We start from the raw sequence: 21219 nt of genomic DNA, 5'->3' as shown, positions 1-21219 counted from the left end.
GCCTCGCGCGGTGGCGGCCGCGGTGGACGCGGTCGCGGTCGGAGGCGCGGTTTCGGCGAATCGCCGGCCGACGGCGACCCACAGGACGGAGGCCCCTCTGCCTCGTCGAGGGCCGAGAAGAGGGAGCCCCCAGGGGACCCGGCTGAGCGGGCGCGGGGCATTTGTTTGCGCCTGCTCACCGGGACCCCGCGCACGCGGAAACAGCTCGCGGACGCGTTGCGCAAGCGAGAGATCCCGGACGACGTGGCGGACGAGGTGCTCTCCCGCTTCGAAGAGGTCGGGCTGATCAACGACAGTGCCTTCGCGGATGCCTGGGTGGAGTCCCGGCATCACGGCCGGGGCCTGGCCCGGCGGGCGCTCGCCCGGGAGCTGCGGACCAAGGGCGTGGACTCCGCGCTGATCGACGAGGCCGTCGGACAGCTCGACTCCGAGCAGGAGGAGACGACCGCACGCGAGCTCGTCGCCCGCAGGCTACGCTCCACGCGCGGCCTCGACCGCGACAAGCGGATACGACGCCTCGCGAGCATGCTCGCCCGCAAGGGCTACTCCGAAGGCATGGCCCTCAGAGTGGTCCGGCAGGCGCTGGAGGAAGAGGGCGAGGACACGGAGTTCCTCGATGACGGCGAGGGGTTCTGAGACGGGCCCCTGAGGAGGCGTGGGGCTGCCTCCGGACCGACCGGTTCGGCGTCTGAGGCTGCCTCCGGGCCGACCGGTTCCGGGCCCCGGGCACGGTGGACGCGCGGGGGCGCCCATCGCATCCGGGGCCGGGGCGGGCCTGGCCTGGACGGGGCTTGGCGGGGTGGGGCAGAGCGGAGGGGGCTGGGTGGGGCGCGGGCTTCCGTCGCCGACCCGCCGACCCGCCGACACAGACCCGACGCCGATGCCGATGCCGACCGGCCGACATCGGCGCCCGTGCCGGAAGGCCCCGACCCCGGACGAGTGGTAACTCCCTGCCGAAAAGCCTCCGTTGCCATGAGTGAGGGTGGGGTTAACCCCCGGTCCAAGACGCTGGACGACCGCAGTGCACAGACCCTTGTGCACAAGCGACTGTGTACGCATGGCACAGGAACCCGGCGCCACCGACCCCGCTGAACAGGGACACACACGTCCCGATCCCGCGACACCGGAGCACACAGCTCCCGACCCCGACCTCCGCCCGGCCCCCGTCGAGCTCTCCGACCTCGCCGCGCTCAAGGCACTTGCCCAGCCCCGGCGGCAGTGGATGCTGCAGCACCTCACCGTGCACGGCCCCGCCACCTCCGCGACGCTCGCCAGGGCGCTCGGGCTCAACACCGGGGCCACCAGCTACCACCTGCGCGAACTCTCGCGCTACGGCTTCGTCGAGGAGACAGGCGCCGCCGGGCACGGCCGGGAGCGCTGGTGGCGAGCCGTCCCCGGCGACCGCCGCTTCCCGTCGCGCAGCCGCCAGAGCCCCGAGATGCGGCTCGTGATGGACGAGTTGAACCACCACGCGTACGCCGCCGACCTCGAACTCTTCGAGCAGCTCCAGCGGGACGCGGCCGACGAGCCATGGGCCGACGCCTTCCCGTACTCGCGCGGCACGATCCGGCTGACGCTCCCCGAACTTCGCGAGTTCTTCGAGGAGTACATCGCGCTCCTCAACCGCTACAAGCGCCCCGAGGCGGGCACCCCGGCCGACGCGCGCACGGTACTCACCCGGTTCCTCGCCTTCCCCGCCCAGGCCGCCTCCGCAGACGCGCCCGCTTCCGGTTCCACGCCCGGCTCCGCTCCCGACACCGCAGACGACGGAAGAGAGACCGAGACCCCATGATGCTTCGCTACGCCCTGCGGACCGTCCGCCACCGCAAAGGCGGATTCCTCGGTGCCTTCCTCGCCCTGATGTGCGCGGCCGCCCTCATCACGGCCTGCGGCACCCTCCTCGAAACCGGACTGCGCGGCACCATCGGCACCGAGCGCTACGCCGCCGCCCCCGTCGTTGTCTCCGCCGACCAGAACGTTCACCAGACCACGGTCAAGCACAAGAAGGGCAAGACGAAGACCAAACACAAGGTCAAGCCCATCGCCGAACGGGCCTGGCTGCCCGAGAACCTCACCACGACGCTCGGCCGAGTCCCCGGCGCCCATCGCGTCATCCCCGAACGGACCTTCCTAGCCGAGCCGTTGATACCCACCGGCACCGGCGACCGGACCGCCTACGGCCACGCCTGGGACTCCGCGGCCCTCACTCCGTACGCCCTCACCACCGGAACCCCTCCCCGCGCCCGGGACGATCTGGTCGTCGACCGCTACCTCGCCGACCGAGCCCGACTGAAGCCGGGAGACCGCCTCACCGTCCAGTCCACCCAGAGCCCGCGCACGTATCGCGTCACCGGCATCGCCGCGCCCACCGGAGACGACATACGCCACCAGACCTCGCTCTTCTTCTCCGCCGCCGAAGCCCGGCGCCTCGCCTCGCACCCGGGCCAGGTCACGGCGATCGGCGTCGTCCCGGCCGAGGGCACCGACACCGCCGACCTCAAAGCAGCCGTGGCCAAGGCGCTGCGCGGCACGACCGCGCAGGTCAGCACGGGTGACGAGCGAGGTCCCGTCGAGTTTCTGGACGCGGCAGCCGCCCGGATCAAGCTCGTCAGCATGGGCGGAGCGATGGGCGGCACGTCCCTGCTCGTCGCCGTACTCGTGGTCGTCGGCACCTTCGCGCTCTCCGTGCAGCAACGGCACCGCGAACTCGCCCTGCTGCGGGCCATCGCCGCCACACCAGGACAGATCCGCAAGCTCCTCGGCCGCGAGGCCCTGCTGATCGGCGCGGCCGCCGGAGTCGCCGGAGCACTCGCGGGGCTGCCGCTCGGCAGCTGGCTGCACGGCAGGTTCGTCGCCCTGGGCGCCGTGCCCGCCACGCTTCAGCACACCGCCAGTGTGTTCCCGCTGTTCGCCGCCGTCGCCGCCACGCTCATCGGTGCCTGGGCCGCCGCCCGTGTCTCCTCACGCCGCATCGCCCGTATTCGCCCGGCCGAGGCACTCGCCGAGGCCGCCGCCGAACGTGGCCGCCCCGCCTGGGGGCGCATCATCGCGGGGCTCGCGCTGCTCGCCGGAGGTACGGTCCTCGTCGCCGTACTCAGCATCCTGCGCACCGAGCCTGCGTCGACTCCCGTGACGTTCCTGGCCGTTGTCGTCCTCGCCTCGTCCGTCGCCCTGCTCGGCCCGCTCCTGGTCAGGGCGGCCGCGGCGGTCCTGGGTGCCCCGCTGCGACTCAGCGGCCCGGGCGGCAGGCTCGCCACCGCCAATCTGCGGGGCAACGCCGCCCGCATGGCCTCCGTCGTCACCCCGCTCACCCTCCTCATCGGTATGACCTGCACCGTCCTCTTCGTCCAGCCGACCCTGGGACACGCCGCCCGCGCCCAGGCCCGCGAGGGCACCCGCGCGGACTGGGTCCTCACCGCCGAGGGCCCCGGCGTCCCGGCACAGGCCGCACGGCAGCTCCGTACGGACCGCGATGTGGCCACCGAAGTCGTCCGGACAACCGTCCGCGTCGGCCTCGACAAGTACGCGGCACAGGGCGTCAGCCCCGCCGGCCTGACCCGCACCTGGGACCCCGACGTCACCGCGGGCTCCCTCGCCGAGCTCACGCACGGCACCGTCGCCGTCAGCGAACTCGCCGCGGACCAGCTCAACTTGAAGCCCGGCAGCACGCTGAAACTCACCCTCGGCGACGGCACGCCCGCCACCCTCACCGTCGCCGCCGTCTACGCCAAGGGTCTCGGCTTCGGCGACCTCACCATGGCCCACGACCTGGTCGCCCGCCACGTCGACGACCCGCTCGCGGCCGCGGTCCTCGTCTCCACCGCCCGTTCACAGGAAGAACTCGCGTCCGCCGTCCGGAAGTTCCCGGGCGTCCGGGTCGTCTCACCGGCCACCGCGGACTCGTTGCAGGCCGAGCGGCTGCGGGCGAACGCCGAGGTCAACTACTTCGCCATGGGGCTCGTTCTCGCCTTCACCGCCATCGCGGTCGTCAACACGCTCGCCATGTCGGTCTCCGAGCGCGTACGGGAGTTCGCGTTGCTCCGCCTCGCCGGCGCCACGCGTCGTCAGGTACTGCGGATGCTGCGGACCGAGGCCCTGTCGGTGCTGCTCCTGGCCACGACCCTCGGGAGCGGCATCGCGCTCGCCGTCCTGACGGCCTTCAGCATCGGGATGACGGGCAGCGCGGCCCCGGCCGTCACACCCCTGGTGCACGTCACGGTGGTCGCCGCCGCCGGACTCCTCGCCCTCATCGGCACCGCGCTGCCGGGCCGGGTGGCCCTCAAGGCGCGGCCGGTCACGGTGGCAACGGCCAGGGAGTGACCTGAGAGGTCCGGGAGTAAGGGGTGGTACGCAATGGTGGGGGCCCCTTACACGAAGGGGCCCCCACCGCTACATATGCCCAACGAGGCGCCGGAGTACGCCGGCAGGGGAGGCTTTGTGACTGACAGCCGAGGAAGAGGCACGCGCTCGGATCAAGCTGTCCCACCGGAGGTCTGAGAAGCCACCGGCAGCCCAGCCACCGTCAGCGCAGTCACCGGCGGCCCAGCCACCGGCAGGCCGGCCGCCCGCCAAGCCTGGAAGCCGCCCACCAGGTCCGTCGCCCTGTGCAGCCCCAACTGCCGCAGGGAAGCGGCCGCGAGGCTGGACGCGTAGCCCTCGTTGCAGACGATCACGACGCGCAGGGCGTGGCTCGTGGCTTCGGGAGCGCGATGGCTGCCCTGGGGGTCGAGGCGCCACTCCAGTTCGTTGCGCTCGACGACGAGGGCGCCGGGGACCAGCCCGTCGCGCTCGCGCAGTGCCGCGTACCGGATGTCGACCAGCAGGGCCTCGCCCGCCCGCGCGGCCTCGTGGGCGGCGTCGGCCTCGACCCGGTCGAGGCCCTCACGGACCCGCTCCAGCAACTCGTCGATACCGACCGGGCTTTCGGCTCGCAGGGGACCTCCGACGATCACTGCCAGTCCGCCGGGCGCTCGACCTGCTCAAGGCGCAGGACCTGGCCGCTGCGGCTGTAGCGGCGGATCTGCGGCAGCGGCGGGTAGTAGGCGTGGACGGAGATCGCGTGCTCCTCCGTGGACTCGTTGAGCACCTCGTGCACGTGGTGCTGGCCGAAGGAACGGCCCTTGCCGGCCTGCAGCCGCCGTTCCCGGTCGATGCCCTCGGTCAGTTCGAGCGTCTTCCAGCCGTCGGTGGGCAGCCGGGCGGTGAGCGAGTTCTCCTTGAGCTCGCCCGACGCCGTGAGGAAGGCGCCGACCGACTCGGCGTGGTCGTGCCAGCCGGTGCCCGTGCCGGGCGGCCAGCCGATGAGCCACGCCTCGCTGCCGCCGGGCCCTTCGAGGCGCACCCACGTACGGCCTTCGGGGTCGAGCGGGAGAGAAGCGATCAGCTCGGCGTCGGCGGCCGTGCGCCGGACGAAGTCGAGCAGCTCGGCCTGCGTGGGGCCGGGAGCCGGAGCGGCGGCAGAGGCAGAGGGCGTCAGGGAAGGGGAGACAGACACGGGTACCGTCCTGGTCAGCGTTCGCGTGGGGCGCGCGGGAACGACGTCGGCGACGCGCGCGGGTGGAGAGGATGCGAATTCAGCAGGACGGGCGACACACGCAGCCCGCATAGCGGACGAGGTCCATATGGACCCTCCGCCACAGGCGCACACAGGTGTCGGTCACGATCCGGAGTACACCATGACGGTCCGGACCGGTCAACTCAGTGTCACCGACTGGACAGAGCGCACTCAGGACGTCCCCGCCGCGGCCTCCGCCGTGGCCCGGGGGCCGCCCAGAGCCGCCTCCGCCGCCTCGTACAGATCCGCCGGGCGCACCCCGCTGAGCGCCGTGACCAGGTGCCCGTCAGGGCGGATCAGCAGCACCGTGTGAGCTGCCGCACCCGGGTAGCTCTCGGCGACCAGCAGCTCGGCGTGGTGCGGCAGCGCGGTCACGGCGGCCGCGAGGCGCGGCATGATCCCGGCCGTCACCCAGTGCTTGCGCTCCCACACTCCGGTCCCCGGCGCGATCAGCAGGACCAGCAGCGCCCCGTGGCCCAGCCGGTCCCGCAGCCGTACGAAGGAACCGTCCTCCGCAGTCACCCGTACGTCGGTGACCTGGTCGCCCACGGCCGTGCCGACCTCGGCCGACGACTCGGCGCGTGGAGGCGCGAGCGGCGAATCGGCGTACGCCCCCGGCGCGCCCAGCGGGCCGCGCCCCAGATGACCGTCGGTGAGCAACGAGTCATGGCCGCGGGCCGACCCGGGCACCGCGGCGCGCAGTCCTCCGGCCCGCAGTATCGGCAGTGCCTGGTCCGCGGCGCGCAGGCGTGCGGCGACGACCGCGCGCCGCTCCACCTGGTAACTGTCGAGCAGCACCTCGTGCGGGCCGTGGTGCCAGGCGAGGGACAGCTTCCACGCGAGGTTGTCGGCGTCCCGCAGACCGTCGTCGAGGCCCTGCGTGCCGAGCGCACCGAGCAGATGCGCGGCGTCCCCGGCCAGGAAGACACGTCCGGCCCGCCACCGGCGCGCCAGCCGGTGATGCACCGTGTGGACTCCGGTGTCCAGCAGCTCGTACGGGGGTGTGGTGCCCCCGCTCCAGCCCGCGAGGGTCTCGCGGACGCGGGCCACCAGCAGGTCCGGTGTGACCAGGTCCTTGCCCGGCGGCAGCAGCCAGTCCAGGCGCCACACGTCGTCGGCGAGGGGACGTGCGGTCACCTCTCCGGCCGAGGGGCCCGACGTCCGCCACGGCGGCATCCGGTGCAACAACGCCTCACCGGGCCACGGAAGTTCCGTACGCAGCGCGGCGACGGCGTGTCGCTCCACGGCGGTGCGACCGGGGAAGCGGATGTCCTGGAGCTTGCGCACCGTCGAGCGCGGTCCGTCGCAGCCGATCAGATAGCTGCCGCGCCACCAGGTGGCCTTGGGCTCGCGGGTGTGCGCCGTGACGCCCGAGGTCTCCTGCTCGATCGAGTCGAGGCGGCTGTCCACGGCGACCTTGGCCAGACGCTCGTTCGCGATCGCGGCCCTGAGCGCGGCGGTCAGTACGTGCTGGGGCACGTGCAGCGGTGCGGGCTCGTCATCGCCGAACGTGATCTGCCGCATCACCTGCTTGCGCCGCATCGACCGCCATCCGGCCCAACGGAAACCGGCCTCGGCCAGGGGGAACCCTGTCAGCCGCTCGATCAGCGCGGTGGTGTCCTCACGCAGTACGACGGTCCGCGCGAGCCTCTGTTCGTCCTTGCCGGGACCCTCGTCCAGAACGATGGACGGGACCTCCTGGCGGGCCAGCGCCAGGGCGAGCGTGAGTCCGACGGGCCCCGCTCCGACGATGATCACCGGGTCCACGACGCGGCGCCCCCTGCCCGGAGAGGTGTGCTGAGTGTCTTACCGGGAGTGGCAGGTGGAGCGGGGTGCACGATCACAGAACGTATGCAACCCATTGCCGGTGCTTGCGTCAAGTGACGGAGGCAGTGGCGATCATGCCACTGCCTCCGGTTGCTCACATCTCGTCAGTTCTTCGGTGCGCGCGGGTCGTTCACGGACCCTTGTCGACCTCGTGGGTGACGTCCACGTGGTCGCCGGGTGCGCTGAGCTCGTCGACCGCGTCCACTCCGAGGACCGCGCCGGTGGACTTCTTGCCGCGGCGCAGCCTGGCCTCCAGCCAACTCGCGAAGGACGTGAGGGCGAAGTTGATCACGATGTAGATCACAGCGACGATAGTGAAGCTGGCGATCACGTTCGCGCCGTAGTAGGCGCTCATCGGGCTGACGGCTGCCATCAGGTCGGGGAAGTTGAGGACCGCACCGCCGATCGCCGTGTCCTTCACGATCACGACGAGCTGACTGACGATCGCCGGCAGCATCGCCGTGACCGCCTGCGGCAGCAGGATGAACCGCATGACCTGGTTCTTGCGCAGGCCGACGGCCAGCGCCGCCTCTGACTGTCCCCTGGGCAGCGACAGGATGCCCGCACGGACGATCTCCGCGAGGACTGAGGAGTTGTAGAGAACCAGGCCGGTGACGACGGCGTACATGGGACGGTCGTCCGCGGGGACGTTCGTGTACTCGGAGAACAGGGCGAGGCCGAAGATCATGAGAACCAGCACCGGGATGGCCCGGAAGAACTCCACCACGACGCCGGCCGGGACACGCACCCAGGCGTGTTCGGACAGTCGGCCGATACCCAGGACCGCGCCGAGCGGCAACGCGATGACCATGGCGAGCGCCGCGGCCTTGAGCGTGTTCTTAAGACCCGGCCAGAGGTACGTGCTCCAGGCCTCGGTTCCGGTGAAGAACGGCTTCCAGAGCACCCACTCGAGCTGGCCCTTCTCCTCCAGCATGTCGTACATCCACCACAGCACCGCGGCGAGGGCGGCGACGAACACCACGGAGAAAACGACGTTCCGCCGCTTGGCCCGTGGGCCCTGGGCGTCATAGAGGACCGAGCTCATCGCTTCACCGCCACCTTCTTGCTCACCCAGCCGAGGATCAGCCCGGTCGGCAGCGTCAGACACACGAATCCGAACGCGAAGACCGCGGAGATCAGGACGAGCTGTGCCTCGTTCTCGATCATCTCCTTCATCAGCGTCGCCGCCTCGGCGACACCGATAGCGGCGGCCACCGTGGTGTTCTTCGTCAACGCGATCAGGACGTTCGCCAGGGGACCGACGACCGAACGGAACGCCTGCGGCAGCACGACCAGCGTCAGCACCTGCGTGAAGTTCAGGCCGATGGCACGCGCCGCCTCGGCCTGGCCGACGGGCACCGTGTTGATGCCGGACCGCAGCGCCTCACACACGAACGCCGACGTGTACACGATCAGACCGAGCACCGCGAGCCGGAAGTTCGTGGTGGCGATCTGGTCCGAGCCGAGGGTGACCTCGAACGTCTGGTTGAGGCCGAGCGACGTGAACAGAATGATCACGGTGAGCGGGATGTTCCGCACGATGTTGACGTAGGCGGTACCGAAACCGCGCATCAGAGGCACCGGACCGACCCGCATGGCGGCCAGCAGGGTTCCCCAGATCAGGGAGCCGACGGCGGAGAGGACGGTGAGCTGCACCGTCGTCCAGAAGGCTCCCCACAGGTCGTAACCTTCAAGAAAGTCAAACACGATCTCCCGCGCTTCCGCGTGTGTAGAGGGCTCTTTCGAGCAGGTGCGCCGCCCCTGAGGGCGGCGCACCTGTCACATCAGGACCTGCTTCACTTGACGATGTTGCCGATCTTCGGGGCGGGCTCGTTCTTGTACTCCGCCGGGCCGAAGTTGGCCGTCACTGCCTTCTCCCACGCACCGTCGGCGACCATCTTCTCGAGAGCCGTGTCGATCTTGGCCTTGAGGTCGCTGCCCTTCTTGACGCCGATGCCGTAGTTCTCGTTGGTCATCTTGAAACCACCGAGCTTGAACTTGCCCTTGAAGTTCTCCTGCGCGGCGTATCCGGCGAGGATCGAGTCGTCCGTGGTCAGCGCGTCGATGGCGCCGCTCTGCAGACCGGACAGGCACGCCGAGTACGCCGGGTACTGCTGCAGCTGGGCCTTGGGGGCGAGCTTGTCCTTGACGTTCTGCGCCGAGGTGGAGCCCGTCACCGAACACAGCTTCTTGCTGTTGAGGTCCTTCGGCGTCTTGATCGAGTCGTCGTCGGCGCGGACCAGGACATCCTGGTGGGCCAGGAGGTACGGACCGGCGAAGTCGACCTTCGCGGCGCGCTCGTCGTTGATCGAGTAGGAGGCGGCGATGAAGTCGACGTCACCACGCTGGAGCATGGTCTCGCGGTCGGCGCTCTTCGCTTCCTTCCACTGGATCTGGTTCGCGCTGTAGCCGAGCTGCTTGGCGACGTACGTCGCGACGTCGACATCGAAGCCCTCGTAACCCTGCGGCGTTTTCTGGCCGATGCCGGGCTGGTCGAACTTGATGCCGATGGTGATCTTCTTGCTGCCGCCGGAGCCGGTGTCGGCGCTGTCGCTGTCCTTGTCGTCCGAACCGCAAGCGGTGGCAGTGAGGGCGAGTGCGAGGACGGCGGCCGAGGCGGCGGTGACCTTGCGGAGCTTCATGGTGAACATCCTTTGAGTGGTGAAGATGTGCGATCCGTCGGTGGCGGGTGACGCAGGCCGTCAGTGGTGCAGGATCTTCGACAGGAAGTCCTTCGCCCGGTCGCTGCGGGGGTTGCTGAAGAACTGGTCCGGCACAGCCTCTTCGACGATGCGTCCGTCCGCCATGAAGACGACGCGGTTGGCGGCCGAACGGGCGAAACCCATCTCGTGTGTGACTACAACCATCGTCATCCCGTCACGCGCAAGCTGCTGCATGACTTCCAGGACCTCGTTGATCATCTCCGGGTCGAGAGCCGACGTCGGCTCGTCGAAGAGCATGACCTTGGGGTCCATCGCCAGCGCCCGCGCGATCGCGACACGCTGCTGCTGGCCGCCGGAGAGCTGGGCGGGGTACTTGTCCGCCTGAGTGGCGACACCCACCCGGTCGAGCAGCCCGCGGGCCTTCTCCTCCGCGGCCTTCTTGTCCGCCTTACGGACCTTGAGCTGTCCCAGCATCACGTTCTCGAGCACCGTCTTGTGCGCGAAGAGGTTGAAGGACTGGAAGACCATGCCGACATCGGCCCGCAGCCGGGCCAGTTCCTTGCCCTCCTCGGGCAGCGGCTTGCCGTCGATCGAGATGTCTCCCGAGTCGATCATCTCCAGGCGATTGATGGCGCGGCACAGGGTGGACTTTCCGGACCCGGAGGGCCCGATGACCACGACGACCTCACCACGCGCGATCGTCAGGTCGATGTCCTGGAGCACGTGCAACGCACCGAAGTGCTTGTTGACGTTCTTCAGTACGACCAGATCGTCGGCCGCGGGTACGGCGTCCTTGGTCACCGATACTTCGGTCATCGGCCTCTTGCTCCGTCCTCCTCGGTTGCGGAGGACAGTAGTGATGCCGCACGACCAGCGTCATTACATCTGAGGGGAAATTGAGCATAACGATCTGGTAGCAACCGGACACTCTTCGTGAAGGCCGCGGTGGGCACGTACCGGCTGCGTAACGGATGTCGGCCGCGCCCCGAACGTACTTGACGCCGTCAGCGTCATCGGACTGACTTCCAGGGGGCACGCGCGCGTGCCCCCGTCTATCCACCGAAAACGTACGACCGATGAACCGAAGGGGGCCGGGATGAGACTGCTCCTCGTCGAGGACGACAACCACGTGGCCGCCGCTCTGTCCGCGGTTCTCGCACGTCACGGCTTCGACGTCACCCACGCCCGCAGTGGCGAGGAGGCCCTCCAGGCGCTCGTTCCGGAAGGCGCCGGCTTCGGAGTGGTGCTCCTCGACCTCGGCCTGCCCGACCAGGACGGCTACGAGGTCTGCGGCAAGATCCGCAAGCGCACCAGCATCCCCGTGATCATGGTCACCGCGCGCGCCGACGTGCGCTCCCGGATCCACGGCCTCAACCTCGGCGCCGACGACTACGTGGTGAAGCCGTACGACACAGGGGAACTCCTCGCCCGTATCCACGCCGTCAGTCGGCGCAACGTCGCCGACGAGACCGCGGCCCCCGGCGAGACCGCACTGAACCTGGGCCCCGTACGGATCGAACTGCCCACCCGTCAGGTCAGCGTGGACGGTTCGGTTGTCCAACTGACCCGCAAGGAGTTCGACCTTCTCGCGCTCCTCGCCCAGCGTCCCGGCGTGGTGTTCCGGCGGGAACAGATCATCAGCGAGGTCTGGCGCACCAGTTGGGAGGGGACCGGCCGCACCCTGGAGGTGCACGTCGCGTCGCTGCGCTCCAAGCTGCGCATGCCGGCCCTGATCGAGACCGTGCGCGGCGTGGGGTACCGGCTCGTCGCGCCCGCCGCGTAGCGGGGCCAGGTGCGCGCACGTCTCCTCCCGCTGCTCATCGTCCTGATGGCGGCCGTACTGCTCGCCCTCGGCGTCCCCCTGGCCGTCAGCCTTGCGGCCGCCCAGCAGCAGAAGGTGGTCGTCGACCGGATCGACGACACGGCCCGCTTCGCGTCCCTCGCACAGTTCGTCACCGACCCGCCGAAGGGGTCCCGGGTCGAGTCCTCGGACGAGCGCCTCAACACGCTCGGCAGGGAACTCATCAAGTACAACGGGCTGTACGGCATCAAGGTCGGCGTGTTCTACCGCGACACCATCATGGCCAAGGCCCCGGTGGACTGGTACATCCCCGAGAAGGGCGAGGTCCGCGACGCCTTCGACGAGGCTTTCCAGAGCCGCCGCAGCCACGACCCGGCACAGGTCTGGCCGTGGGAGCGGGACCGTCTCGTCGTGGCGTCCCCCGTCATCCGGGACGGTGACGTCATCGCTGTCGTGGTCACCGACTCGCCCACCGGGCAGATGCGCTCGAAGATCCTGCGCGGCTGGCTCGTCATCGGCGCCGGTGAGATCGCCGCGATGCTCCTCGCGCTCAGTGCCGCGCTGCGCCTGACCGGCTGGGTACTGCGGCCCGTACGCGTCCTCGACGCCACCACCCACGACATCGCGACCGGCCGCCTGAAGTCCCGCGTCGCGGCCGCGGGCGGGCCGCCGGAACTCAGACGCCTGGCCCGGTCGTTCAACGAGATGGCCGACAACGTCGAGGACGTGCTGGAACAGCAGCGCGCCTTCGTCGCCGACGCCTCGCACCAGCTGCGCAACCCGCTGTCCGCCCTGCTGCTGCGCATCGAACTGCTCGCCCTGGAACTCCCCGAGGGCAACGAGGAGATCGCCTCCGTCCGCACCGAGGGCAAGCGCCTCGCGCAGGTCCTGGACGACCTCCTGGACCTCGCCCTCGCCGAACACGCCGAGGCGGACCTGCGGCTCACCGACATCGGCGAGCTGACCGCCGAGCGCGTGGCGTCCTGGTCGCCGGTCGCCGACGACAAGGGCGTACGACTCGTCGGGACCTGCCCCGCCACGACCGCGTGGGCCGACCCCGTCGCCCTCTCCAGCGCCCTGGACGCGGTGATCGACAACGCGCTGAAATTCACCCCCGAAGGAGAGTCCGTCGAGGTCGAGGTGGCCTCCAACGGCCAGGTCTCGACCATCGTCGTCACCGACCTCGGTCCCGGACTCAGCGACGAGGAACTCACCCGCGTCGGCGACCGCTTCTGGCGCAGCCCCGGCCACCAGAACGTCAAGGGCTCCGGCCTCGGCCTGTCCATCTCCCGGACCCTGCTCGCGGCGGGCGGCGGCGCCATCGCGTACGAGCACCACGAGCCGCACGGCCTGAAGGTGACGGTGAGTGTGCCGCGGACGGTGCCGGGAGCCTGAAACGGCCGCGCGAGCCGTGCTGAGCCGTGCCTGTGCCGCCGCCCCGGCCTGCCGCGGTACGAACCGCTACGGCTTGACCGAGCGGTAGTAGCGGCTCGCACCCTCGTCCAGGTCCAGCGGATCGGTGTAGATGGCGGTCCGCAGGTCCACACGCTGTGCCGCGTGCACCTTCTCGCCGATGCGGTCACGACTGTGGATCACCGTGCGGGTCATCCCCTCGGTCAGCTCCGTGTCCGTTCCCGCCCGGGTCACCAGCAGGTTCGCCACCGCCACCGTCTGCACGGACTCCCCGGACTGGGCACGGGGATAGGCATCCGCCGGCATGACGGCGGACCGGTAGTACTTGGCTTCCTGGCCTTGTTTGTGCAGCTCCTTCACGAGATCGGGGGTGATCTGGAGCAGCCTGATGTCGGACCTGTCCGAGAGGTCGCTCACGGCTTTCGTCGGGAGCCCGCCGGACCAGAAGAAGGCGTCGATCTTCTTCGATTCGAGCAGCTCCGGCATGTCTCCTATGCCGACGGACACCGGCTGGATGTCCTTGTCCAGGTCGAGGCCGGCCGCTTCCAGCACATGCTCGGCGATCAGCCGCACCCCGGAGCCGCGCGGCCCCACCGCGACCCGCTTGCCCTTAAGCTCCGCAATGGTCTCCACGGGGGAACTCTGGGGGACGATCACGTGCACGTAGTCGTCGTACAGCCGGGCGCAGCCGCGGAGCAGTTCAGCGCCCCGGCCGCCGTCCCGCTGGTACTTCGCCACCGCGTCGGCGGCCGCGATGGTGAAATCTGCCTGCCCGGTGGCGACCCGCTGCACGTTCTGCTGCGAGCCCACGCTTCCTTCGAGCTCCACCTTCAGACGAGGCATGTCCTTCGCGAGCGCCTCCTGCAGCAGCGTCCCGTACAGCTGGTACACGCCGGACGCCGACCCCGTACTGAAGGACACCGTCCCGCCCGGTGAGCTCTTGCCCAGGGGCAGCAGCCACCACAGGAGCAGCCCGAAGGCCACGAAGGCGGCGGCCGAACTTTGCAGGGCGCGGCGTCTGCCGATACGGGAAAGTGCCTGGAACATGCCGCGATCCTGCCAGCACATTGCCCACGATGACCAGGGCCGGGCCTCCGGGCGCGGGCGCCACGGCCCGCATACCACCGCACGAAAGGCGCCAGGGCAGGACGTACTCCGGGCACCGCCTACCCTTGTCGCATGAGCAGCAGCGACCGGAGCCCGGCAGTGGACCTGACGAGAACGTATGAAGTACGCACTTACGGATGTCAGATGAACGTCCACGACTCGGAACGGCTCTCCGGACTGCTCGAGGACGCCGGATACGTACGCGCGCCCGACGGCTCCGACGGTGACGCCGACGTCGTCGTCTTCAACACCTGCGCGGTGCGGGAGAACGCCGACAACCGTCTCTACGGGAACCTCGGCAGGCTCGCGCCGATGAAGACGAAGCGGCCCGGCATGCAGATCGCCGTCGGCGGCTGCCTCGCCCAGAAGGACCGCGACACCATCGTGAAGAAGGCGCCCTGGGTGGACGTCGTCTTCGGTACGCACAACATCGGCAAGCTGCCCGTCCTCCTGGAGCGCGCCCGCGTACAGGAAGAGGCGCAGGTCGAGATCGCCGAGTCGCTCGAAGCGTTCCCCTCGACGCTGCCGACCCGCCGCGAGAGCGCGTACGCGGCCTGGGTCTCCATTTCCGTCGGCTGCAACAACACGTGCACCTTCTGCATCGTCCCGGCGCTGCGCGGCAAGGAGAAGGACCGCAGGACCGGCGACATCCTCGCCGAGATCGAGGCCCTGGTCGGCGAGGGCGTCTCCGAGATCACGCTGCTCGGGCAGAACGTAAACGCTTACGGTTCCGACATCGGCGACCGCGAGGCCTTCAGCAAGCTCCTGCGGGCCTGCGGGAAGATCGAGGGCCTGGAGCGCGTCCGCTTCACCTCGCCGCACCCGCGCGACTTCACGGACGACGTCATCGCCGCGATGGCCGAGACACCGAACGTCATGCCGCAGCTTCACATGCCGATGCAGTCCGGTTCGGACACCGTCCTGAAGGCGATGCGCCGCTCGTACCGGCAGGAGCGCTACCTCGGGATCATCGACAAGGTCCGCGCCGCGATCCCGCACGCCGCGATCACCACCGACATCATCGTGGGCTTCCCCGGCGAGACCGAGGAGGACTTCGAGCAGACCCTGCACGCGGTCCGCGAGGCCCGCTTCGCGCAAGCGTTTACGTTCCAGTACTCCAAGCGCCCCGGCACCCCGGCGGCCACCATGGAGGGGCAGATCCCCAAGGCGGTCGTGCAGGCGCGCTACGAGCGTCTCGTCGCCCTCCAGGAGGAGATCTCCTGGGACGAGAACAAGAAGCAGGTCGGCCGCACCCTGGAGCTGATGGTCGCCGAGGGCGAGGGCCGCAAGGACGGCGCCACCCACCGCCTCTCCGGCCGCGCCGCCGACAACCGCCTGGTGCACTTCACCAAGCCCGACGAGGAGGTGCGCCCGGGTGACGTGGTAACGGTCGAGATCACGTACGCCGCCCCGCACCACCTGCTGGCGGAGGGCCCCACCCTGAAAGTGCGCCGCACGCGCGCGGGGGACGCCTGGGGCAAGCGCAACGCGGCCGAGGCCGTGAAGCCGGCGGGCGTCATGCTGGGGCTGCCGAAGATCGGGGCGCCGGAGCCGCTGCCGGTCGCCACGGGCAGCGGGTGCGGCTGCGACTGACACGGCTGCGACTGACCGCGTCACGGGCCGGGAAGGGGTCCCTCATGCCGTACAGCGTGGAGTTCACCGAGCGCGCCGCACGCGTCCGGGACAGCCTTCCCGCCGAGCGCCGGGAGGTGCTGGACCGCGGGCTGGCCATACTGGTGGCCGACCCGCGCCACAAGCTGTCGCATGCCGTGGGCGGCGACGAGTCGACCCGCGAGATAGCCCTCTCCCGGAACCTGTTCGTCGAGTACGTGATCAGCGACGGCAAGCTCGTGGTGCTCCTCCTCACGGTCATCGATCTCACGGATGTGTTGATCGAGGAGTGACGTCCGGCACGGCAGCGCGGGGCGGGGCGGGGCGCGGTGTGGTGTTGGGCAAGGCGTGGCGACGGGCTCCTCCGAGGAGTGACATCCGGCCGCCGAGGAGTGCCGTCCGGCCGTCGCGCGGGGCTACGCTGCCGATCATGCTTGTCGCCGCCGCCGTCTGTCCCTGCCCGCCCCTTCTCGTGCCCGACGTCGCCGCGGGCGCCGCGCCCGAACTGGACGCCGCGCGTGCCGCCTGCACGGACGCGCTGGGGGTACTGGCCGCCGCGCGGCCCGACCGGCTGGTTGTGGTCGGCCCCGCCGAGCAGAGCGGGCGTGGGCCGCATCCGGAGGGCGCCCGGGGCACGTTCCGTGGCTTCGGCGTGGATCTCGACGTCAGGCTGGGCCGGAACGGGGCCCGGACGCCGGAAGGCCCGGCAGCCGGATCCGAACCCGTCGAGGGCGCTGATCGTCCCCTGCCCCCCTCGCTCGCGGTCGCGGCCTGGCTGCTCGGTCGTACGGACTGGTCCGACGCCCCCGTCGAAGGTCTCGGCGTGGGGGAACCTCTCGCGGCCGAGCGGTGTATCCAAACCGGAAGGGAAATCGCCGCGCGGGCCGAGCGGGTGGCGCTGCTGGTGATGGGCGACGCCAGTGCGTGCCGCACGCTCAAGGCGCCCGGGTATCTGGACGACCGGGCGGCGGGCTTCGACGCGGAGGTGGCGCATGCGCTCGGGGCGGCCGACGTGGCCGCGCTTCAGGCGCTGGACGCGGAGCTGGCGTACGAGCTCAAGGCCTCCGGCCGCGCGCCTTGGCAGGTGCTCGCGGGCGCTGGCGAGGGCGCGGGGCTCGCGGGCGCGCTCCTGTACGAGGACGCGCCCTACGGGGTGGGGTACGTGGTGGCGGCCTGGTCGTAGGGCCTGGGGCGGGCACGGGGGTCGGGCTGGGCGTAGGGCCCGAGCTGGTCGGGTTGGTGTGCCCGGGCTGGCCGGTCCGAGGGCCCGGGACGGTCGGCCCGAGTGCCTGGGGGTGGTCGGTGCGGGCGCCTGGGGCGGTCGGGTGTAGTGCCCAGGCCGGCCGGTCTTGAGCGCCCGGGAGGGTCGGTCTGAGTCCGAGTGCCTGGGGCGGTCGGTCGTAGCGCCCGGGTCGGTCGTAGTGCCCGGCGTTTGCCCTGGCCCCGCTGCTCGTAGCGCCCGCGCGCGCCGGGTGCACGGGCACCGGGCGGGACATGCCCCCTGCAGGGGATTCGGTCAGCAGCGAAGCGCCAGGTGCAGGGCGTCAGGCGATGCCCAAGGCGTGGGCCGTGAGGCGCGGGCCATCAGGCGCGTGCCGTCCGTGGGCCGCCAACACCGCGGACGGCCCAGAGCCCAACGTGCTCCGAGGCCGTCCGCCGATGTGGTGTCGCTCAGGATGCCGAGGGCGGTGGTGCCGGGGGAGACGGGGGCGTCGCGCCACCGTCCGTGCCGTCATCCTCCTTGTGCGCGAGTCGGTCCAGGGCGCCCTTGGCCTTGCCCGTGCCCGTCTGGATCTTGTCGCTGTACTTGCCCTTGGTCTTCTCATCGGCCAGCTTCGCGGCCTTGTCGAGACCCTGCTCGATCTTGTCGATCTTTCCCCCGTGCTGCTGCGCGAGGTCGGAGACCTTCTCCCTGGCGGGCGCGAGCCTGGCCTTCACCTCGTCCAGGAGACCCATGGTTCACCTTCCCTCGCGGGACAGTTACTTGCGGGCGCCCTCGCCGGCCTCGCTGTCGGCCGCCTCCTCGGCGGACTGCTGCTTGGGGATCTCGACGCCCTCCGCCGCGGACTCGTCGGACTCCGCCGAGTCCGTCGCCTCTGCGGACGAGGTCTCGGTCTCGGCCTTCGCCGACCCCTTCTCCGCGTCCTCCGAGTCCTGCGCATCCGCCCCGGACTCGGCCGTCACAGCGCCGGCCTCGGCCTCGGCGGTCGACGCCTCCTCAGACCCCTTCGACTTAGGCCCATCTTTACGAAGAAGCCGTGCAAAAACTCCCATATCATCTCCATGCTCTACTCATGTGGGCGAAATTCCGCGTTGCCCGGTGCGTCCCATTGCGTCGCCCGGGTCACCGGCCCTCACGACCGGCGGCTGGAACCTCGCAACAGGCAACGACCTTGGCCCCGCGCCGTCACGTAGCTCGTTCGAGAAGAGGCCCCGAGGTTTGCGAGACTGTTGCGGTGAGTAGTCCTGCCCCCGCCCCGCGGGTCATCGCCGTCGTCGGTCCCACCGCGGCGGGAAAGTCCGATCTCGGCGTCCATCTGGCCCAGCGCCTGGGCGGCGAGGTCGTCAACGCCGACTCGATGCAGCTCTACCGGGGGATGGACGTCGGTACCGCCAAGCTGACGCCCGAGGAACAGGGCGGCATCCCGCACCACCTCCTGGACATCTGGGACGTGACAGTCACGGCGAGCGTCGCCGAGTACCAGCGCCTCGCCCGCGACCGCATCGACGCACTCCTCGCCGAGGGCCGCTGGCCGATCCTCGTCGGCGGCTCCGGGCTGTACGTCCGGGGGGCCGTCGACAACCTGGAGTTCCCCGGCACCGACCCCGAGGTGCGGGCCCGCCTGGAGGAGGAGCTCACCCTGCGTGGCTCGGGCGCCCTGCACGCCCGGCTGGCCGTCGCCGACCCCGAGGCCGCCCACGCGATCCTGCCCAGCAACGGCCGCCGGATCGTCCGTGCTCTTGAGGTCATCGAGATCACCGGGAAGCCCTTCACCGCCAACCTCCCCGGCCACGACTCCGTCTACGACACCGTGCAGATCGGCGTCGACGTGGCGCGCCCCGAGCTCGACGACCGCATCGCCCTGCGGGTGGACCGCATGTGGGAGGCCGGCCTTGTCGAGGAAGTGCGCGCACTGGAGGCGCAAGGGTTGCGCGAGGGGCGTACGGCGTCGCGTGCCCTCGGCTACCAGCAGGTGCTCGCGGCGCTCGCGGGGGAGTGCACGGAGGACGAGGCACGTGCCGAGACCGTACGTGCCACCAAGCGCTTCGCGCGCCGTCAGGATTCCTGGTTCAGACGCGATCCACGGGTGCATTGGCTGAGTGGGGCTGCGGCGGATCTCACAGAACTTCCGCAGCTCGCGCTGGCGTTGGTCGAACGACCGGTCACAGCCTGATCACGTCCTGGCATCGGGACGCTCCGGCCGTCATCCCGGTCTCCGAGGCCGTGCCATCATCGAGCTTCGATCGACCAAGTGGAGTCCGAGTTGGGAGGGCGCGTGGCGATGGAGGCCGGCCCTCGCGACACCGCACAAGGCGCGGAACAAGGCACCGCCACCGGCGGGGCGCACGACACCGCACAGGAGCAGCAGGACCCCGATGAGGACCGACTGAGCCCGGACGGGCCCGACGAGATCGCCGGCGGGGTCACCGCCGACGGTCCCGAGCCCGACGAGATGTTCCCCGGGCCCGAGGTCGAGGTCGAGCTTCGCCCGCAGCGCCGCATGCGCATCTGGCAGCTCGCACCCATCGTGAGCCTCGCCGCACTCGGCTCCCTGATGTTCGCCTTCCCGCTCGCCTTCGACTTCGGCGACAGCGGGGCCATGATCGCCATGCTCGGCCTGCTGATCTGCTCATGTGCCGCCGGCTGGGGCATGATGGCCGCCCGCCGCGTGGGTTACACGTGGCCCGGCCTCCCGCAGCGCGGCTCCGGCCGCCGCCCGGACTGGCGGGTCGCCATCGCGTACGCCGTGGTCGTCGCCGCGGTCGTGGTGCTCGCCGTGTGGCGAGTGGCCCGGCTGCGCTGAGCCCCCTGGGGCCTGCCCTGCGTGTGCGGTCCTGCCCGAGGTCCGGTGTGGTCCGGCTGCCGGACCGCTCGGCCGGGTTGTCGTACCGACCCCTTACGATCGAGGAATGAGCACGCGGATCGCCTTCCTCAAGGGGCACGGGACCGAGAACGACTTCGTGATCATCCCCGACCCCGAGAACGTCATCGACCTGTCCCCGGCCGCCGTCGCCGCCCTGTGCGACCGCCGCGCGGGCATCGGCGGGGACGGTCTGCTGCACGTCGTGCGGTCCGCCGCGCACCCCGAGGCACGGGCGATGGCGGCCGAAGCGGAATGGTTCATGGACTACCGCAACGGCGACGGCTCGGTCGCGGAGATGTGCGGCAACGGAGTGCGTGTGTTCGCCCACTATCTCCAGCGCGCCGGTCATGTGGCCGAAGGTGACATCGCCGTCGCCACGCGCGGAGGCGTCAAGACGGTGCACATCGCCAAGGAGGGCGACATCACCGTCGGCATGGGCAAGGCGCTCCTCCCCGAAGGGGACGTCACCGTGAGCGTCGGCGAGCGCAGCTGGCCCGCGCGCAACGTCAACATGGGCAACCCCCACGCCGTCGCCTTCGTGGAGGACCTCGACCACGCCGGAGATCTGTACACCGCGCCGCCGTTCAGCCCCGCCTCCGCGTACCCGGACGGCGTGAACGTCGAGTTCGTCGTCGACCGTGGTCTTCGTCACGTCGCTCTGCGTGTCCATGAGCGCGGCTCCGGAGAGACCCGCTCGTGCGGCACGGGCGCGTGCGCCGTGGCCGTGGCGACGGCGCGCAGGGACGGCGCCGACCCAGCGGTGACCGGCACACCGGCGACGTACACGGTCGATGTGCCCGGCGGGCGCCTGGTGATCACCGAGCGGCCCGACGGCGAGATCGAGATGACCGGGCCCGCGGTGATCGTCGCAGAGGGTGAGATCGACGCCGGATGGCTCGAAACCGCGACCCCCTGAACCTTCGCTCGAATGGGTGATCCGTTTCACGCTCGGCGAGAGGCGGTCAGCCGGGCGTGGTGGGCTCGGTAGCATCAAGCACCGGCCCGGACGGGGGAACGACGCCATCCCCAGAGCCGCGCAGTACGCCATGGGGCACCCCGTCCGCCGGTCCACGCAGCCGGAGGTGCCCATGAGTGCGGAGGCCACGAACCCCGCGACGCCCGGCCCCATGACGCCCGGGGCACAGCGCAGGAGAAGCC

Annotated in this window: 22 protein-coding genes; 11 read left to right on the top strand and 11 right to left on the bottom strand. The window is 70.6% G+C overall.

Going from position 1 to position 21219, the window contains the following annotated elements:
• The 3 genes from recX to O3Q52_RS24475 form a co-directional block, all read left to right on the top strand.
• On the top strand, nt 1-636 hold a 636-nt coding region (recX, locus tag O3Q52_RS24485; protein ID WP_269650903.1), incomplete at its 5' end, for a recombination regulator RecX.
• Nucleotides 637-1057: 421 nt separating this feature from the next.
• The gene (locus O3Q52_RS24480) at nt 1058-1792 is read left to right on the top strand and encodes a helix-turn-helix domain-containing protein (protein ID WP_269650902.1); all 735 of its coding nucleotides are present in this window, start codon (nt 1058-1060) and stop codon (nt 1790-1792) included.
• Nucleotides 1789-4320: an ABC transporter permease gene (locus tag O3Q52_RS24475; RefSeq protein WP_269650901.1), complete on the top strand. Its 2532-nt coding sequence runs from the start codon at nt 1789-1791 to the stop codon at nt 4318-4320. The genes O3Q52_RS24480 and O3Q52_RS24475 overlap by 4 nt, the downstream gene beginning before the upstream one ends.
• Nucleotides 4321-4472: 152 nt before the next feature.
• Here the strand turns inward: O3Q52_RS24475 and O3Q52_RS24470 are convergent, their stop codons facing one another.
• The 8 genes from O3Q52_RS24470 to O3Q52_RS24440 form a co-directional block, all read right to left on the bottom strand.
• A complete protein-coding gene (locus O3Q52_RS24470) occupies nt 4473-4949 on the bottom strand; it encodes a rhodanese-like domain-containing protein (RefSeq protein ID WP_269650905.1) in 477 nt (158 codons plus the stop codon).
• Nucleotides 4949-5494 (bottom strand): cysteine dioxygenase, encoded by a 546-nt coding sequence (locus O3Q52_RS24465; protein WP_269650900.1) that lies wholly within the window; start codon nt 5492-5494, stop codon nt 4949-4951. The genes O3Q52_RS24470 and O3Q52_RS24465 overlap by 1 nt, the downstream gene beginning before the upstream one ends.
• A 79-nt stretch (nt 5495-5573) precedes the next feature.
• On the bottom strand, nt 5574-5645 hold the full coding sequence (locus O3Q52_RS54195; protein ID WP_309544753.1) for a putative leader peptide: 72 nt from the start codon (nt 5643-5645) through the stop codon (nt 5574-5576).
• 80 nt (nt 5646-5725) lie between these two features.
• Nucleotides 5726-7321 carry an FAD-dependent monooxygenase gene (locus O3Q52_RS24460; RefSeq protein WP_269650899.1) on the bottom strand — a complete coding sequence of 532 codons (1596 nt, stop codon included), beginning with the start codon at nt 7319-7321 and terminating at the stop codon, nt 5726-5728.
• A gap of 190 nt (nt 7322-7511) precedes the next feature.
• Nucleotides 7512-8426 carry an amino acid ABC transporter permease gene (locus O3Q52_RS24455; protein ID WP_269650898.1) on the bottom strand — a complete coding sequence of 305 codons (915 nt, stop codon included), beginning with the start codon at nt 8424-8426 and terminating at the stop codon, nt 7512-7514.
• Nucleotides 8423-9088 carry an amino acid ABC transporter permease gene (locus O3Q52_RS24450; protein ID WP_269650897.1) on the bottom strand — a complete coding sequence of 222 codons (666 nt, stop codon included), beginning with the start codon at nt 9086-9088 and terminating at the stop codon, nt 8423-8425. Before O3Q52_RS24450 ends, O3Q52_RS24455 begins: the two co-directional genes overlap by 4 nt.
• A gap of 89 nt (nt 9089-9177) precedes the next feature.
• A complete protein-coding gene (locus O3Q52_RS24445; RefSeq protein WP_269650896.1) occupies nt 9178-10023 on the bottom strand; it encodes a glutamate ABC transporter substrate-binding protein in 846 nt (281 codons plus the stop codon).
• Nucleotides 10024-10083: 60 nt separating this feature from the next.
• Nucleotides 10084-10860, bottom strand: a complete 777-nt coding sequence (locus O3Q52_RS24440; RefSeq protein WP_143638069.1) for an amino acid ABC transporter ATP-binding protein — start codon at nt 10858-10860, stop codon at nt 10084-10086.
• 280 nt (nt 10861-11140) lie between these two features.
• Between O3Q52_RS24440 and O3Q52_RS24435 the strand changes: the two genes are divergently transcribed.
• Together O3Q52_RS24435 and O3Q52_RS24430 are read left to right on the top strand one after the other, a co-directional pair.
• A complete protein-coding gene (locus O3Q52_RS24435) occupies nt 11141-11827 on the top strand; it encodes a response regulator transcription factor (protein ID WP_055616841.1) in 687 nt (228 codons plus the stop codon).
• A 9-nt stretch (nt 11828-11836) separates the two neighbouring features.
• The gene (locus O3Q52_RS24430; RefSeq protein ID WP_269650895.1) at nt 11837-13240 is read left to right on the top strand and encodes a HAMP domain-containing sensor histidine kinase; all 1404 of its coding nucleotides are present in this window, start codon (nt 11837-11839) and stop codon (nt 13238-13240) included.
• A gap of 66 nt (nt 13241-13306) precedes the next feature.
• On the opposite strand, the gene O3Q52_RS24425 is transcribed toward O3Q52_RS24430, so the two are convergent.
• Nucleotides 13307-14305 (bottom strand): TAXI family TRAP transporter solute-binding subunit, encoded by a 999-nt coding sequence (locus tag O3Q52_RS24425; RefSeq protein WP_269650894.1) that lies wholly within the window; start codon nt 14303-14305, stop codon nt 13307-13309.
• Nucleotides 14306-14437: 132 nt separating this feature from the next.
• On the opposite strand from O3Q52_RS24425, the gene miaB reads away from it, so the two are divergent.
• From miaB to O3Q52_RS24410, 3 genes are all read left to right on the top strand, one after another.
• Nucleotides 14438-15958, top strand: coding sequence for a tRNA (N6-isopentenyl adenosine(37)-C2)-methylthiotransferase MiaB (gene miaB / locus O3Q52_RS24420; protein WP_269650893.1), 1521 nt, complete (start codon nt 14438-14440; stop codon nt 15956-15958).
• 44 nt (nt 15959-16002) lie between these two features.
• A complete protein-coding gene (locus tag O3Q52_RS24415; protein WP_055616853.1) occupies nt 16003-16269 on the top strand; it encodes a hypothetical protein in 267 nt (88 codons plus the stop codon).
• Between the two features lie 137 nt (nt 16270-16406).
• Entirely contained in the window at nt 16407-17159 is a 753-nt protein-coding gene (locus O3Q52_RS24410; RefSeq protein ID WP_269650892.1) for a class III extradiol dioxygenase subunit B-like domain-containing protein, read from the top strand.
• Between the two features lie 488 nt (nt 17160-17647).
• On the opposite strand, the gene O3Q52_RS24405 is transcribed toward O3Q52_RS24410, so the two are convergent.
• Entirely contained in the window at nt 17648-17932 is a 285-nt protein-coding gene (locus tag O3Q52_RS24405; RefSeq protein WP_269650891.1) for an antitoxin, read from the bottom strand.
• A gap of 24 nt (nt 17933-17956) precedes the next feature.
• Nucleotides 17957-18160 (bottom strand): gliding motility protein, encoded by a 204-nt coding sequence (locus O3Q52_RS24400; RefSeq protein WP_269650890.1) that lies wholly within the window; start codon nt 18158-18160, stop codon nt 17957-17959.
• A gap of 272 nt (nt 18161-18432) precedes the next feature.
• Here O3Q52_RS24400 and miaA point away from each other — a divergent pair, with 272 nt between their 5' ends.
• From miaA to dapF, 3 genes are all read left to right on the top strand, one after another.
• Nucleotides 18433-19371 (top strand): tRNA (adenosine(37)-N6)-dimethylallyltransferase MiaA, encoded by a 939-nt coding sequence (miaA, locus tag O3Q52_RS24395; protein WP_269650889.1) that lies wholly within the window; start codon nt 18433-18435, stop codon nt 19369-19371.
• Between the two features lie 108 nt (nt 19372-19479).
• Nucleotides 19480-20001, top strand: coding sequence for a hypothetical protein (locus O3Q52_RS24390; RefSeq protein WP_269650904.1), 522 nt, complete (start codon nt 19480-19482; stop codon nt 19999-20001).
• A 106-nt stretch (nt 20002-20107) separates the two neighbouring features.
• A complete protein-coding gene (gene dapF / locus O3Q52_RS24385) occupies nt 20108-20977 on the top strand; it encodes a diaminopimelate epimerase (RefSeq protein ID WP_269650888.1) in 870 nt (289 codons plus the stop codon).
• Nucleotides 20978-21219: the final 242 nt, after the last annotated feature.

The sequence above is a fragment of the Streptomyces sp. ActVer genome (assembly GCF_027270795.1).
Classification (GTDB): Bacteria; Actinomycetota; Actinomycetes; order Streptomycetales; family Streptomycetaceae; genus Streptomyces; species Streptomyces umbrinus_A.
Note: the sequence above shows the minus strand (reverse complement) of the source record. Positions and strands in the feature narration are given on the sequence as shown.